General features: G+C 42.9%; 17 protein-coding genes. 7 read left to right on the forward strand and 10 right to left on the reverse strand.

The window, feature by feature from the left end; translation table 11 throughout:
• Positions 1-88: 88 nt before the first annotated feature.
• From ACWB1W_RS01405 to ACWB1W_RS01435, 7 genes are read left to right on the forward strand one after another with little or no spacing between them, the layout of a single operon-like run.
• Entirely contained in the window at positions 89-472 is a 384-nt protein-coding gene (locus tag ACWB1W_RS01405; RefSeq protein ID WP_479369610.1) for a toprim domain-containing protein, read from the forward strand.
• A complete protein-coding gene (locus ACWB1W_RS01410) occupies positions 438-941 on the forward strand; it encodes a hypothetical protein (protein ID WP_479369611.1) in 504 nt (167 codons plus the stop codon). Before ACWB1W_RS01405 ends, ACWB1W_RS01410 begins: the two co-directional genes overlap by 35 nt.
• 12 nt (positions 942-953) lie before the next feature.
• Positions 954-1,214, forward strand: a complete 261-nt coding sequence (locus tag ACWB1W_RS01415) for a hypothetical protein (protein ID WP_479369612.1) — start codon at positions 954-956, stop codon at positions 1,212-1,214.
• Positions 1,211-2,263 carry a histidinol-phosphate transaminase gene (hisC, locus tag ACWB1W_RS01420; protein ID WP_479369613.1) on the forward strand — a complete coding sequence of 351 codons (1,053 nt, stop codon included), beginning with the start codon at positions 1,211-1,213 and terminating at the stop codon, positions 2,261-2,263. The genes ACWB1W_RS01415 and hisC overlap by 4 nt, the downstream gene beginning before the upstream one ends.
• Positions 2,264-2,275: 12 nt before the next feature.
• A complete protein-coding gene (locus tag ACWB1W_RS01425; protein WP_479369614.1) occupies positions 2,276-3,016 on the forward strand; it encodes an ABC transporter permease in 741 nt (246 codons plus the stop codon).
• Positions 3,017-3,037: 21 nt separating this feature from the next.
• Complete coding sequence (locus ACWB1W_RS01430) at positions 3,038-3,649, forward strand: NAD(P)/FAD-dependent oxidoreductase (RefSeq protein ID WP_479369615.1); 612 nt, start codon at positions 3,038-3,040, stop codon at positions 3,647-3,649.
• Positions 3,646-4,509: a flippase-like domain-containing protein gene (locus ACWB1W_RS01435; RefSeq protein ID WP_479369616.1), complete on the forward strand. Its 864-nt coding sequence runs from the start codon at positions 3,646-3,648 to the stop codon at positions 4,507-4,509. The genes ACWB1W_RS01430 and ACWB1W_RS01435 overlap by 4 nt, the downstream gene beginning before the upstream one ends.
• On the opposite strand, the gene dxr is transcribed toward ACWB1W_RS01435, so the two are convergent.
• From dxr to ACWB1W_RS01485, 10 genes are all read right to left on the reverse strand, one after another.
• Entirely contained in the window at positions 4,469-5,611 is a 1,143-nt protein-coding gene (dxr, locus tag ACWB1W_RS01440; RefSeq protein WP_479369617.1) for a 1-deoxy-D-xylulose-5-phosphate reductoisomerase, read from the reverse strand. The two genes, ACWB1W_RS01435 and dxr, sit on opposite strands and share 41 nt — an antisense overlap.
• 22 nt (positions 5,612-5,633) lie before the next feature.
• The gene (locus ACWB1W_RS01445) at positions 5,634-6,659 is read right to left on the reverse strand and encodes a radical SAM protein (RefSeq protein ID WP_479369618.1); all 1,026 of its coding nucleotides are present in this window, start codon (positions 6,657-6,659) and stop codon (positions 5,634-5,636) included.
• Positions 6,660-6,698: 39 nt separating this feature from the next.
• Positions 6,699-7,148 carry a biotin/lipoyl-containing protein gene (locus ACWB1W_RS01450; RefSeq protein WP_479369619.1) on the reverse strand — a complete coding sequence of 150 codons (450 nt, stop codon included), beginning with the start codon at positions 7,146-7,148 and terminating at the stop codon, positions 6,699-6,701.
• Positions 7,149-7,176: 28 nt separating this feature from the next.
• A complete protein-coding gene (locus ACWB1W_RS01455; protein WP_479369620.1) occupies positions 7,177-7,584 on the reverse strand; it encodes a DsrE family protein in 408 nt (135 codons plus the stop codon).
• Between the two features lie 70 nt (positions 7,585-7,654).
• Positions 7,655-8,650, reverse strand: a complete 996-nt coding sequence (locus ACWB1W_RS01460) for a CoB--CoM heterodisulfide reductase iron-sulfur subunit B family protein (RefSeq protein ID WP_479369621.1) — start codon at positions 8,648-8,650, stop codon at positions 7,655-7,657.
• Positions 8,651-8,673: 23 nt separating this feature from the next.
• Complete coding sequence (locus tag ACWB1W_RS01465; protein ID WP_479369622.1) at positions 8,674-9,435, reverse strand: 4Fe-4S dicluster domain-containing protein; 762 nt, start codon at positions 9,433-9,435, stop codon at positions 8,674-8,676.
• A gap of 12 nt (positions 9,436-9,447) precedes the next feature.
• Entirely contained in the window at positions 9,448-10,263 is an 816-nt protein-coding gene (locus tag ACWB1W_RS01470; RefSeq protein ID WP_479369623.1) for a hypothetical protein, read from the reverse strand.
• Entirely contained in the window at positions 10,260-11,318 is a 1,059-nt protein-coding gene (locus ACWB1W_RS01475) for an FAD-dependent oxidoreductase (RefSeq protein ID WP_459775242.1), read from the reverse strand. Before ACWB1W_RS01475 ends, ACWB1W_RS01470 begins: the two co-directional genes overlap by 4 nt.
• 58 nt (positions 11,319-11,376) lie before the next feature.
• The gene (locus ACWB1W_RS01480; RefSeq protein ID WP_479369624.1) at positions 11,377-12,717 is read right to left on the reverse strand and encodes a heterodisulfide reductase-related iron-sulfur binding cluster; all 1,341 of its coding nucleotides are present in this window, start codon (positions 12,715-12,717) and stop codon (positions 11,377-11,379) included.
• 59 nt (positions 12,718-12,776) lie between these two features.
• Entirely contained in the window at positions 12,777-13,529 is a 753-nt protein-coding gene (locus tag ACWB1W_RS01485; RefSeq protein WP_459775244.1) for a 4Fe-4S dicluster domain-containing protein, read from the reverse strand.
• Between the last annotated feature and the right edge of the window lie 43 nt (positions 13,530-13,572).

Genomic DNA, 13,572 nt, shown 5'->3' on the forward strand with positions numbered 1-13,572 from the left:
AGTTATCTTGATTATCTCAAGTTTGAACATAGAACGATAACAGAAAAGGAAAAGAAGGAAAGAAGTGGTCTAATAGCTCAGAGAAAAGATGAACTCAAAAGATAAATACACTTTCAAGGATTTAGGAGAGTGGTTAAAAGCCCTTAAAGAGGTATCAAGGGAAGCAGTAATAATAGTAGAAGGAAAAAATGACGAAAGAGCCCTTAAAAAGTTTTCAATAAAGAATATACTTACCCTTTCGGGAAAAAGATTTGCAGATATACCTGACATACTTGAAGAAAGATGGAACAGGGTTATACTTCTCTTGGACCTGGACTCAAAGGGGAATAAACTTCAGCAGAAATTAAAGGAGCTCCTCCGAGAACAAGGTTTTGAAGTTGACGAAAATTTTAGGAATTTTTTGAAAAATTTGAATATAATTTATATTGAGGAGCTAGATGGAGGGAAAAACGCAAAAACTTCAAACTCTTAAGAAACTGTTTGTTTACGATAGAATTTTGAGGTTTACGCTGGACCTCCTTACGGGAATAAGAGAAGAAATTAAGGTGGATATAGAGGAAACAAAGGTAATAGCTGATTCTGTTCTTGAAGGTGAAGAAAAAAAGGTTGTTGAAGATTTTCTTTTAAAAATTGAAGAGCTCTTTCTTTTAAAGACTGACGAAATGCTTGACCATATTTACGATGAATACGAAGTTTTCAACTTTGATATAACTTTTCTTTCTGCAATTCCTGAGGAGATAGAGAGAGAACTTGAAAGACTTGCTCTCGTGGATACGATTAACACCCAGCTAGAGCTGCTTATAGATATACTTAATGAGGCTTTTTGTCTTATCCCGGCGGAGAACGAGAGGTTAAACGTTGTCTTAACACCCTTTAAGATTTATAAGGAGCTTTTGGCGCACGCTATTGAATTTAACAACAAGTTTAATGAAAACAACTGAAGGAGGTGTAAAATGGCAAGAAGAAGAAAGGCAGGTCCTAAGTACAAGAAGATTAGTCTCTCAGTTCCCAAGAGTACCTATTACATTCTCCTGGGGATAGCTCAGGGAGATGAAAAGAAATTAAATAAATTGATACGGGGGATAATAGAGGATAAGTTTGCAGAGTCAACCGTTGAGGAGCTTCAGATGTATATAACTAAACCGGAAAGAGAAACGGAAGAGAGAGAAGAAACAGCGGAAGAGCAAATAGAAGAACAAGCTCAGACCGAATGATTTCGGAAAGGATAAAAAATCTCAGTCCATATAAAACGGAGGTCACAAAGGCCTCCGTTCGTTTATCCTCTAACGAGTTTCCTTACGATTTTCCGGAAGAAATAAAGAAACGAATAAATGAAGAAGTAAGGAAAATACCCCTGAACAAGTATCCCGACCCTACCGCTGAAGAGCTTAAGGAGGTGTTGGCGGAGTTCTTCGGTGTAAGCCCGAGAAATATCGTTCTCGGAAACGGTTCTGACGAACTTATATACTACCTTTCGATAGCAATAGGCGAAGTTTACCTTCCTGTATATATACCTGTTCCAACATTTCCTATGTATGAGATAAGTGCAAAGGTTCTCGGAAGACCCGTGGTTAGTGTTCCGTTAGAGGAAAGTTTTGACATAAATCTTGATGAATCCTTAGAAAAAATTGAAGAAGAAAAACCCGTTTTGGGCTACTTTGCGTATCCTAACAATCCTACCGGGAATCTTTTTTCAAGGAAAAAAATAGAAAAAATACGAGAGAAAGGTGTTTTTTGCGTTGTGGATGAAGCATATTACAACTACAGCGGTGAAACTTTTATACAGGATGCTTTAACACGAGAGGATACGGTTGTATTAAGAACGCTTTCAAAGATAGGTATGGCAAGTTTAAGAATAGGTTTACTGATAGGAAAAGAGGAAGTTGTCGGAGAGATAGATAAGATAAGACTTCCCTTTAACATTACTTACCCTTCCCAGGTGATAGCGAAAGTTATTTTAACTCAGGGGAGGGACTTTCTTGAGGAAAAGATCAACGAAGTTATAAGGGAAAGGGAAAGAATGTATGAGGCTATGAGGGAAATGGAAAACGTAGAGGTGTTTCCGAGTAAAGCTAACTTTCTTCTTTTTAGAACACCTTTACCTGCAAAGGAGGTTTATAAAAGACTACTGGAAAGGGACATTCTCGTAAGGGATGTCTCTTATATGCCTGGTCTTAGCAGGTGCCTTAGGGTGAGTGTTGGAAAACCCGAGGAAAACGATAAGTTCCTTGAGGCCCTTTATGATAGCTTGAAGGAAGTATAATCCTTATTTCTTATGGAAAACCTCGTATACCTGAACACCTATCTCCTTGTTCTTTTCACGGTAGTTCTCTCATATACAGAACGGTTAGGTATAGAGAAGGAAATCTTTGTTTCATCTCTGAGGACATTTATACAGCTACTTCTTTTGGCTTACATACTCAAGTATATACTCAAGTTTAACAGTTTAGCGGAATACATCCTTATTTTTTCCTTTATGAGTCTCGTTGCTTCTGCTATATTTACCGAGAGAAGTAAAAGTGTTAAGCTATTTCCGGTTGTTTACATTTCCATAACATTAAGTTATATACTTCCTATTGCTCTTTTGTTGTTGAGCGGTGTTTTAAAAGGACTTTCCCATGAAATTATACCCTTCGGTGGTTTAATAATAGGGAATACACTGAATAGTCTTTCTCTCTTTTACGACAGAATAAAAGGGGAGATAAGGAACAGAAGGGAGGAGATAGAGGCAAAGGTTGCCCTCGGAGCTACGCTGAGACAAGCTCTTATGGACGTCATAAGGGAGAGCATTAGGATGGCTTTAATTCCTAAAATAAACTGGTTAAAATCAGCCGGACTTGTTCACATTCCAGGCGTTGCGGTCGGTATGCTTGTTGCCGGTTCGCCTCCCTTAAAGGCTATCCTTTTTCAGATCGTAATTTTATACACATTGTTGTTTTCCGGGATAGTGGGAACTTCCGTTCTTGCTTTTTTAGGAGCTAAGGAAATTTTCAGAAAGAGTTTTTCAAGTGGTTAGTAATCGCTTATAATTTTTGTTATGAGATACGATGTAGTGATAGTAGGAGGAGGAGCTTCTGGACTGGCCTGTGCTATAACACTTGCTTCTTCTCAAGGAAGAGGTTGGGAATGGGCGGAAGGTAAAAAGTTTCTCGTTATAGATAGCGGAAGGTCCGACCTGAATAGAGCTCTCTTAAAAAACGCTCCGGGTGTTCCCGTAGAAACGCTCGGAACAGAACTTCTTGAGAAGTTAAAAGAACAAGCTAAAACCTTAAGCGAGAACGTTGAGTTCGTTGAAGATATAGTTGTGAAAGTTGAAGGAGAAAAGGGAAACTTTAAGGTCCATACCCAGAGTGGAAAGGTTTACGAGGCGGAATACGTTGTTCTTGCTTCAGGTTTCCACAAGTTTGAGATAGAGTGTGAAGGTGTTGAGGTAGTCGATAACCCCAAATCTCCTAAACCCGGAAGGGTAATGATAAAACACGACGGGGACTACAAGGTTAGGGATGGGCTTTATGTTGCGGGACTACTTGCCGGTGTTAGTTCTATGTATACAGCAGCGGCGGGAAGCGGTGTTCAGGTTGCCATAAACATACTTTCCGAGTGGGCAGGTAAACCCATAGTCATTCACGACGTTCCTAATAAAGCTTGAAAAAGTTTTTCTCTCTTTTAATAACTTTTGTTTTTCTTGCTTTACTCTTTTACTTTGTTCCCCTGGGGGAAATACTAAGTAGTTTAAAGGGTATAAATCCCGAGGACTATCTTGTCGGTTTTATATTTTACACATTCAGTCAGATTACAAGAAGTTTAAGGTGGGCTATTCTATTGGGTATACCTATTAAAATTTCTTTTTTCTTAAACTCCGCCAACCTCTTTTGGAATAACTTGCTTCCCGCAAGAAGCGGAGATTTAACTTGGTTTTACTACACAAAAAGGTTAGGTATAGAGCTTAAATCCTCACTATGGAGCTTTATAATAGGAAGAGTTTACGACCTTATGGGACTTACTTCTGCGGTTTTTTTCATCTTTATTTACATAAGATACGGAATTATTTTATCTTTTCTCTTCCTTCTTTTAGTATCAATACTGTATTACTTGCTACCCTTAAGTCTTCGTTTCATTCCCGACGGTCTTAAGGGTTTAAAAGATTTTCTGCTCAAGGAGTTAAACCCTTCCCTTTCAATTAGACTTTTTCTTCTTTCGTTAACATCCTTTCTCCTTAAGGCGGTTGCTACGTACTTTGTTGTCAAAAGTATATGGGTATTCGGTTTTTGGTCCTATACTTTGGGTTTTCTCGGAGGTGAGCTTTCTTCTGTTCTTCCAATCCACGGATTTATGGGCTACGGAAGTTATGAGATAGCCTTCAGTCTGCCCGTAAAGCTTCAGGGAATTGAGCTGAAAGAGGCCCTAAAGGCGGGTTTTATAGCCCATAACTTTTTACTGGTTTCCTCGGCCTTTTGGGGTGTTTTCTCTATCTTTTACCTGCAAGCTTTTTCTCGTAAAGCTCCCTAACCTTCTGTCTTCCCCACTCTACAGCTTCAAGTATTTCCTCAACACTCTCCGGGTCTTTTATGTTTACCTCGCTTAAGGCCTCTTCTATAAGGTCTACAATGTCAAGGAAAGATATTTTCTCTTCAAGGAAGAGTTTAACAGCTTCTTCATCAGCACCAACGAGGACCGGCACGTAAACCCCACCCATAAATCCGGCCCACTTTGCAAGGTCTATTGCCTTAAACTTGTTAGTGTCAACCTTTTCAAAGGTTATAGGTGAAAGTTCCAGAAGAGATACCTTCTCAAAGGGATACGCTTTCCTTTCGGGGTAAAAGAGGGCGTAAAGTATGGGAATTTTCATATCCGTTTGAGAGGTATGCATGAGAAAGCTGTTGTCTATAAGCTCAACTATTCCGTGAACAACACTCTGGGGATGTATCACAACCTTTATAAGCTCAAGAGGAAGGTCAAAGAGGTATGAGGCTTCAAGCATCTCAAAGCCTTTATTCATAAGCGTTGCTGAGTCAACGGTTATCTTAGCTCCCATATTCCACCTTGGGTGTTTAAGAGCTTCTTCAACGCTTACGTTTTTTAGTTCCTCAAGGCTTTTATCCTTAAAAGGACCTCCCGAAGCCGTAAGGTATACGTATCTTAGCTCTTTTCTTTCAATATCGTTTAGCAGTTGAAATAATGCATTGTGTTCACTATCCACAGGTATAACTTTGTTTCTATGCTTCCTTATAAGTTCTCCGAGGCATATTACTGATTCCTTGTTTGAAGCGAGTAAAATTTTCCCCGATTTGATAACCTCGTAAGCGGGTTTTATTCCGTAAATTCCGGAAATGGCGTTCATTACTTTTTCGGACTCTTCAACAATAGCCTTCAGTCCCTCGTCGCCCTTAAGGTATTTCGTTTCCTTCGGTAAAGATTCCAGCCAATCTTTTGTGGGTTCCTCGTAGGAAACTACGAACTTAGGCTTATGCTTTATCGCCTGGGAGAGAAGTTTATCTGAAGCTCTCTTTGCGAGAATACCTATAAGCTCAATTTCCTCTTCAAACTTTTCATAGATCTCTAAAGTTTGAGAACCTACCGAGCCTGTAGAACCCAGTATACCTAGTTTCATTTAGGATAATGATAAAGGATTTTTAGGAGGTTTCCATGGTCTGGAACACCATTGAGTAAACAGTTGAACAGCAGTTTGGGGATACAACGGGTTTTAAGCCTAAAGCCTTTGAGTATGTCACTATCCCTTCTGCAGGGAACGCTATCCCGTTTACTCCTGCAAGAACAGCATAGGCGTCAAGTTTAATCCTTTCTGAACCTGCAGGCCTGGCGCATCCTATAACAACGGGAGAGTTCTGAACTTGCTTTCTTGCGTAAAGTATTACTTCCGCAGTTTCTTCCGTTTTCGGAGGAGGAAGAAGTTGGAACTTTGCCTTTCCGTAGTAGGGCATAACCACCACGAGGACAAGGGCATCCGGCTCATACTTCGCTATCATATCAATGGCGTTATACTCTCCCTTTATCTTCCCGTAGTGAAGTCCTATAATCACGTGGGGAACTATCCTAAGACCGGCTTCTTTTAGAAGCTTCAGGGAGCGGTCGTAGTCCTCGGTTGTCCTGTGAGGAAGTTTGTAAACTTGAGCTATCGTATCGTTGTCCCCTATTATGTCAAGTAGGACCGCATCAACTTTAGCCTCTTTTAAGCCTTGAACGTAATCCTCGTCAACAAGTCCCACGTGGCACGTCAAGAGGAAACCGAGTTCCTCTTTAAGATACATCATCGCATCAAAGAACTCCCATAGAGGAACGTATCCGTTCTTATCGGATCCTCCCGAGATGAGAACTCCCTCAATACCCTTCTCCTTCAGCTCACGACCTACCCTTACGAGTTCCTCGGGTGTTGTGGCGGGTATCATATGCCACAGAATCTTTGAAGCGCAGTGGTCACACATAAGTTCACACTGTCTTCCCGTAACCGATATATCCACGAACTTTGGAGGAGAGTTTACCGAAAAATCGTCAACCTCGTAATGCTTAAACCCGGGTGCGTAAAAGAATATCCTGTCTCCAAACTTCTTCCTTCTAATTTCGTAACCCTCGTATAACCTCTCAACGAGAGAAGGATTAAGCTCTATATCAAGCTCTTCAACCGCTCCCTGAAGATTCATATTTAAACTCCCTAAAAAGGTTTTAAAGAAGGGGGAGAATTAACCGCACTTGACCCCCTTCTCTTGAACTATAGGCTGGAGAAGTTCGGCAGCCTTATTTGCGTCAACAAGCCCGGCTTTTGCCGCCTCGGGGTCGGCAGGTTTTACCTTTGCTATCCATCCCTGTCCGTAGGGGTCATCGTTAACGAGCGCGGGATTAGCCTTTAGGGAGTCATTCACCTCAACTATTTCCGCATCAAAGGGTGAGGGAACAGGTCCTACCCACTTTCCGCTCTCAATGGTTGCAATGCTTTTGTCCTTCTTTACAGCCTTACCTACTTTTTTGGGCGTGTAAGCGACAAGCCTTCCTGCCATAGCGGATGCCACGGAGGTCAACCCTACGGCAAATACACCGTCTCCCTCTTCCTTAACCCATATAAATGCGTTCTTGTCGGGGTTGATGTAATAGAGTCTATCCTCGGGGAGAGGACATCCGTTAACTTCCGCCATATCACACCTCCCTTAAAGTTTATTAAAACTAAAAGGTTATAAGCTTATCCGCGAGCATAGCCCTGAGGGCAAACTCACTCGCCGGAACTATTCCGTCAATTTCGGGTATTAAATCCTCCTCCGTTAACCCCATTGAGTCTACAGCTTGCTTACAAGAATAAAATTTTACACCCGCCAGCTTTGCGTCTTTCATAAAATCGTATACCGTTTTAGGCTTTTGTCCGTTTGCGGAGAAACAGTTACCCTCAAGAGATGGACATATCTTTTCGGCAACACCCTTCTTTATAAGATTTGTCCCGTCCATATTGAAGAATATCTCAACGTCAGCCTCTTGGGCTGCCATAAGTGTAGCTATATAAAAAGGAGTAGCACATCTCCAGGGTGTCTTTGGTCCGCTGGTCATCAATATTACTATTTTCAACTCCTTTTCCAACATTTTCCTTACCCCTAATTTATGTCTCTATTAGTTTTTTTTATTAAGAGCCCGCCAAAGGCGGGCTGAGAGATTAAGCCAGTCCGAGTTTCTTCAACACAGGAATGGGGTCGGAGAGGTTATCCTTCAGTTTAACGTCGTTTACGCTGTATCCGAACGCAAGTCCGAGTAACTGCGTGAAGTACGCTGCGGGTACGTCAACGTCGGGAACACCCTTAAGCATGAGTCTGTGTCTGTACATCTCAAGAGATGCGTGACACAGGGGACACTCGGTTGCTATTATGTCAGCACCGTTTCTCTTTGCTGTCTGGAGAATCATCATTACGAACTTTTCCGAAACTTCTTCGTCAGATAATGAGTGAGGTCCTCCACAACACTGGGTGTGCATAGGTTCAAATTCAACACTTGTAGCTCCTGCGGCTTCTAGGAGAGCTTCCATGTAGTAAGGGTGTTCGTCGTCGTCCGCGGTTTCCCTCTTCCTGGGTCTTACTTGTTCCTCATCCTCGGGAGCTATGTGGGAGTACGTTCTTGCGTAGAAGTGAGGTCTTGTATATAGGCATCCGTAGTAGTTTGCAACCTTAAGACCTCTTAGGGGTTTTTTCGTTTTTTCCTTTACTTTTTCGGGACCGGCTTCGTGGTAGAACCATTCAAGTATGTGGTAAGTGTGGGGTATCGTATCAAGAGGCTTTTCACCTGCCTCTTGGAGAAGCTGATTTATTCTCTCAAGAGTCTTGTTGTCCGTTTCAAGAAAGTATTCTGCCCTTTGGAGAGAGAAAGAACATCCGTTACAGGGTGCTACGATTACGTTATGTCCTTGTTGTCTTGCAAGGGACATATTCCTTGCGTTAAGGAGCATAGTTCCCCAGAAGCTGACATTCTTCGTTTCCATAGCACCGCAGCAGTTGTAGTCCTCAAGATAATCAAGTTCCAGCCCGAGCTCCTTAGCAACTATTCTGGTAGATACATCGTAAGCCCTTGCAGCACCTTCTAACGAACATCCGGGATAATAAGCAACCTTCTTTCCGATGCCACCGAGAGGTGGCTTTCTAAATTGTGCCGGAACCGCCATCTTCCTTACCTCCTTAAATACAATTAGTGAAGCTCAACACCTTCCTCTTGGAGAATCTTCTTGAGAACTTGTTTCATCCTGCTCCAGTTCTTAGTTCTGGGGTGTATAAGCATATGCTTAGCGTTCAGGAGTAGGAAATCTATGTTGAGGTTCTTTATAGGCTTTATAGCAAGTGTCTTGAGCCATTCGGGTATCTCACCGAACAGAGGAACGGGTTTCTTGAGTATTGGGTCCTTGAAAACCTTGTAACCTTGCTTTTCTATCCATCCGAAGAGGAGCTCTCCGTCTTCAATTCTTCCGTATTCTACAACCTGTTCAAGGAAGAACTTGTCAAACTTCTTGGAGGGGTATTCTTCTATAAGTCCCCTCTTTGCGAGAACCTTAAGGATAGCCTTTAGAACTTCCTCAACCAGAACACCTTTGGGACATCTGTGGGTGCACTTATGACAAGAGACACATCTCCACATTACGTCTGCTCTTTTCTGGAGCTCGTCAATCATTCCGAGCCTTGCGAGGTATATGAAGTGTCTGGGGTTGTACCTTTCATCCCAGTAGTTGTGAACGGGACAGGATGCCGTGCAGTAAGAACATTGGTAACACTGGAGTATTGTCTTTCCTTCGGGTTGTTGGAGTATTTCGTCAAGGAGGGAAAGGTCATAGTCCTCTATAACCCTGGGTAGGATAATAAGGTTCCAGTCTCCGGATACGTCAACACCGTCTATAACTAATCTGTCCTTTCTTAAAATTCTCTCCGGTTCAACAAGAGACCGCTCGTGAATAGCCATCTCTCACACCTCCTAAGATGATTCAACATCCTTGTAATGAATGGGAGCATGAACTCCCAACAACCTCCTCGCCATAACACCGGCAGGAGGGAAAAATCCCTTTGCACTGTGCATAGTTGAAAGGGTCATGTAATCAACGTAAGTAGCGTAAATCATGGCGAGGAATATATCAACGAATAGATAATCCTTAACCTTTACGCCGAACTCGTGGAGTTTTTCCGCTATCTGTTTGTAAACCTGTTCAAACTGCTCATACGTTTCTCCGTACATCTTCCTTCCCTTTCCACCCGTGGGGGATTCTTCTTTTAGAAAAACTATCGCTCCCGTTTCCGTTTCAGGGTCCCATACCCATGAGGTCCAGAGTATATACTTGTCGGGGAACGTAAAGTGAAGAAGCTCAGCTGCTATATCCCTTGCAGCCCTTCTATCAACACCCCTTATGCTTCTTGCAAACTCTTCAACCTTCTCTTCCCAAGTTCTCGTGTCTTCCTTCTTTCCGAAGCCGAGAAAACCCCCTTCTTCTCCGTAAAGAAGCTTTCTTATCGCTTCCTTTAAGTTCTCAAGGCCCGTTTCCTCTATAATGCGCTTTTTCTTTCTCCTTGCCGGGAATATGTGTTCAAGAATTTCCTCAAAATCTTCTTTCGCGAGTTTCTTTATGTTCTCCTTGGAAAGTTTTTGCTGAAAGAGCTCACTCTTCGCTTTTACATCCTGATAAAACTCCTGTAAAAACTCCTCACCTTCGCTTAGTATCTTTATCAGGTAATCCCTTATAAGTGCTTCATCAAGAGAGGCGGCCTTAAAGCCGCCTTGAGGCTTTTGGTCACTCATGCGCTCACCTTAGCTCCTAAAAATGTTGCAGCTTCTGCACCTGCAGCTTCTCCTTCTGCAAGAGAAGACTCAATGTCTATGGGTCCCTTACAAGCTCCTGCTATGAATATTCCGGGTCTGTTGGAGATTATGTTTGAACCGCTATCTTCCGCAGGAATGAGGAATCTGCTGTCGGGGTCCTGTGCGAGTCCGAGTATCTTAGCGACCTTAAGAGTTCCTTCGGAAGGTTCCATTCCGAGAACGAGAACTACAAGGTCCATGGGTATTTCCGCAGGTCTTTGAACTATAGTATCTTCGTGCTTAACCCTAAGTCTTCCGTCTTTGGGAGAATAAGTTATTTCTGCTATCCTACCTCTTACGTATCTAACACCGTACTTTTCTTGAGGTGCCCAGTAGAAGGGATATTCCCAAGTTCCGTAAGTTCTTACGTCCATGTAGTAACAGAAAACTTCAACTTCGGGATACTTTTCCCTTATCTCGGAACCCTGGAGTCCTGAAAGTGCGCATCCGTATCTACAGCAGTGGACGTTTGTAACACCGAGCTGTCTGTCTCTGGAACCGACACAGAATACAAAAGCTACCCTTTTAGGAAGTTCTCCGTTTGAGGGTCTGTAAAGTCTTCCTTCTCTTGAGAACATCTGTTCAAGTTCAAGGTTTGTAATGACGTCGGGGTAGATACCGTATCCCAGCTCACCTTTCCTTTTTGCATCAAAGTGTCTGAATCCGGTTGCAACTACGATTGCACCAACTTCTACCGTTTCACCGTTTGAGAGGGTTACCTTAAAGTTAGGTGCTTCACCTTCACACGCTTCAATTTCCGTGTTGAGTTTCACTTCTACGTTGGGGTTGTTTTGAACTTCTTCAATAAAGGGCCCCAGAACTTGCTGGGGTTTCATCTTCCTGGGAATTAGCGTGTGATACTCCTCAAGGATAGGCCTTCCACCGAGCTTACTTTCTTTTTCAACAAGAATAGTGTGAACCCCGAGTTTTCCCAGAGTTCTTGCTGCAGCCAATCCTGCGGGACCACCACCTATTACGAGCACAGACTTTGCCATTATCACCCTCCTTTAAAAGGTATTTATGGATAGGGGGCAAACGCCCCCGGGGAATCCGTTATGACTTGAAGAGGGGTAGGTCAGCGGTTGCGGATCTTCTGAATTTGAATCCGTCAGAGGTCTTGCTGTAGGGTTCGTAGAGGTCGTACTCCTTGAAGAACTCAAGGAGTTCATCGTACTTACCTTGCTTTTCAAGCTCTGAGATGTACTTAACGGTGTCTTCCCATTCTTTTTTGAGCTCTCTCCAGTTGGTTATGCCCATCTTTTCAAGGAGAGGCTCATAGTTAGAACAGTTCCAGTAGAGTTGAACTACTTTGAATGGGTGAGCTCCGCATGCGAGTGCAGAGAACATTACATCGGACATTACAGCTACGGGGTAATACATTCCGTGAGCCTTTCCGATCCACTGGTTCTTTTCAAAGGTTGTCGTACATCCGGTGTCGTGGGTTATGATAACATCAGCTTTTATCTCTTCAGCTATAACTTTGAGCTTTCTCTGTATAGCAAATGACCTTGTGAACTCTCTTTCCGTGAGGATGTGTCTGAATCCGAATCCGCAGCAGTCGTACCAGGTTGAGTAGTCAACAACTTGAGCACCGAGCTTCTTAATTACTGCGGTTGACGCTGCAGGTCTTTGTCCGTTGTAAACCTCGGGGTCGTAGGGATAGTCATCAGCTATCATCTTCCAGGTGTGGCAAGCGTTGTGTATTGCAACCCTTACATTGGATACGTCTATTCCTTTGGGCTTTCCTTCCTTCTCGTAAAGCTGTGCGATTTCATCTCTCATTGCATGAACCCATTCGGAGTAGTGAACTATTTCTTGGGGTATTACGATTCTTCCGTCTTCGGTGAGTCTTCCGAGCTTCTTGAGTATGGGCTTGACTGCTTCTCTTAGCTCTTTATTGAATATAAGTTGTTCCCTCGTTTCCTTGTAAGAACCGAAAGATGTTCCGCAGTGTATTAGAGGATAGTATCCCGTTTTCCAAGCCTGGTGCATGTTCCTGAGCCATACGGCTGCAAGAGCTACCGGGTTTGAAGTCCCGGAACCATGGTAGTTCCAAGCTGTGCAAGAAGTTTGGTGAGGTTCGTTAAGGTAGTCAAGTCCGAACTTATTCATGAACCAGAATATGGATGCGGGGTATCCGGGTATGTTACCACACTGCCCGCAGGACTTATGGTGCCAGAGCTTGTTAGTGGGTATAACCTTTATCCTTCCGGTCCTCGTGTAAACGTATTTGGGTCTGTATTCTTCGGTTATTCTGAAGACGAGAATCTCTCCCTTCTCTTCAAGTTCATACATTTCCTCAAAGAGGTGGTCATAGTGAGAGTGCTTATTTAATATGGGAAAAGGTTCCTTTTCAGGATACATAAGATAGGGGCTCTTAGATTTGTGAGCCATAGCTAACACCTCCTTTAAAAGTTTTTTTCAAGAGCGGGGCACCAACCCCCCTCATTAGCTTAAGCTTCAGCTTCCTCCATTTCTTCCATAAGCTCTTCCCATCTTTCTTCGTTTTCCTCAACTATGTCCATTATTACGTTGTAGAGGTTAGGGTCAAGTCTTTCAAGCATTTCAAATATTCCCGTATCCCTCCAGATTTGATACATCTCTATTGCGGTTTGGAGGGATACTTCCCAAGCGGTTTTAACAGATTTACCTACGTCAAAGGGAATAGCCATTCTCTTAGCTCTGAGGTTTTCCATGTTGTCGAGCATCTTGGGTCCCCAGTCGGGGAAGAAGTCAGGCTGTAGCATGTCAGCTGAGAGTTGGTTACCCGTTGTCATTACCTTGAGAAGAACTCTTCCGTAGGGTTTAAGTAGGTCCTTCGTTGCTTCAAAGGCGTTTCTTACCGCGACTTCCCTCATTATTATGACGAGTCCGCCGGGGTTGTTAACGAAGGGGCATCTTATCCAGCAAGTGAAGCACTGGGAACATGCCCATATGTATTCGTGCATCATATCGTAGAGAACGTCTATGTCATTTTCAAGAAATCTCTGAACTATTTCCCTGGGTGAGTAGTCGAAGAATCTATTTGATGGGCAAGATGCCGTACAAACTCCGCAGTTAAGGCATCCGAAAAGGTATTCCTTGAATCTGAAGTCCGACTTAACCTCTTCTATTATCCTTACCTTCTCCTCCCAAGGGACTTGGAGCGTTTTTTCAGAAATGGGAATGTTGTATCCATATTTACGAACTTGAGTTTGTTCAGCCATCCTAAAACCCTCCTACGGTTTTTTCTTCATTTTTAAATTAAAC

It is taken from the genome of Aquifex sp., from assembly GCF_056494385.1.

Coding starts and splice junctions, on each gene's coding strand:
- ACWB1W_RS01430 (WP_479369615.1), top strand. CDS start 3,038: ATGAGATACGATGTAGTGATAGTAGGAGGAGGAGCTTCTGGACTGGCC.
- dxr (WP_479369617.1), bottom strand. CDS start 5,611: ATGAAACTAGGTATACTGGGTTCTACAGGCTCGGTAGGTTCTCAAACT.
- ACWB1W_RS01425 (WP_479369614.1), top strand. CDS start 2,276: ATGGAAAACCTCGTATACCTGAACACCTATCTCCTTGTTCTTTTCACG.
- ACWB1W_RS01455 (WP_479369620.1), bottom strand. CDS start 7,584: ATGTTGGAAAAGGAGTTGAAAATAGTAATATTGATGACCAGCGGACCA.
- ACWB1W_RS01470 (WP_479369623.1), bottom strand. CDS start 10,263: ATGAGTGACCAAAAGCCTCAAGGCGGCTTTAAGGCCGCCTCTCTTGAT.
- ACWB1W_RS01450 (WP_479369619.1), bottom strand. CDS start 7,148: ATGGCGGAAGTTAACGGATGTCCTCTCCCCGAGGATAGACTCTATTAC.
- ACWB1W_RS01445 (WP_479369618.1), bottom strand. CDS start 6,659: ATGAATCTTCAGGGAGCGGTTGAAGAGCTTGATATAGAGCTTAATCCT.
- ACWB1W_RS01410 (WP_479369611.1), top strand. CDS start 438: ATGGAGGGAAAAACGCAAAAACTTCAAACTCTTAAGAAACTGTTTGTT.
- ACWB1W_RS01405 (WP_479369610.1), top strand. CDS start 89: ATGAACTCAAAAGATAAATACACTTTCAAGGATTTAGGAGAGTGGTTA.
- ACWB1W_RS01480 (WP_479369624.1), bottom strand. CDS start 12,717: ATGGCTCACAAATCTAAGAGCCCCTATCTTATGTATCCTGAAAAGGAA.
- ACWB1W_RS01415 (WP_479369612.1), top strand. CDS start 954: ATGGCAAGAAGAAGAAAGGCAGGTCCTAAGTACAAGAAGATTAGTCTC.
- ACWB1W_RS01460 (WP_479369621.1), bottom strand. CDS start 8,650: ATGGCGGTTCCGGCACAATTTAGAAAGCCACCTCTCGGTGGCATCGGA.
- ACWB1W_RS01465 (WP_479369622.1), bottom strand. CDS start 9,435: ATGGCTATTCACGAGCGGTCTCTTGTTGAACCGGAGAGAATTTTAAGA.
- hisC (WP_479369613.1), top strand. CDS start 1,211: ATGATTTCGGAAAGGATAAAAAATCTCAGTCCATATAAAACGGAGGTC.
- ACWB1W_RS01475 (WP_459775242.1), bottom strand. CDS start 11,318: ATGGCAAAGTCTGTGCTCGTAATAGGTGGTGGTCCCGCAGGATTGGCT.
- ACWB1W_RS01485 (WP_459775244.1), bottom strand. CDS start 13,529: ATGGCTGAACAAACTCAAGTTCGTAAATATGGATACAACATTCCCATT.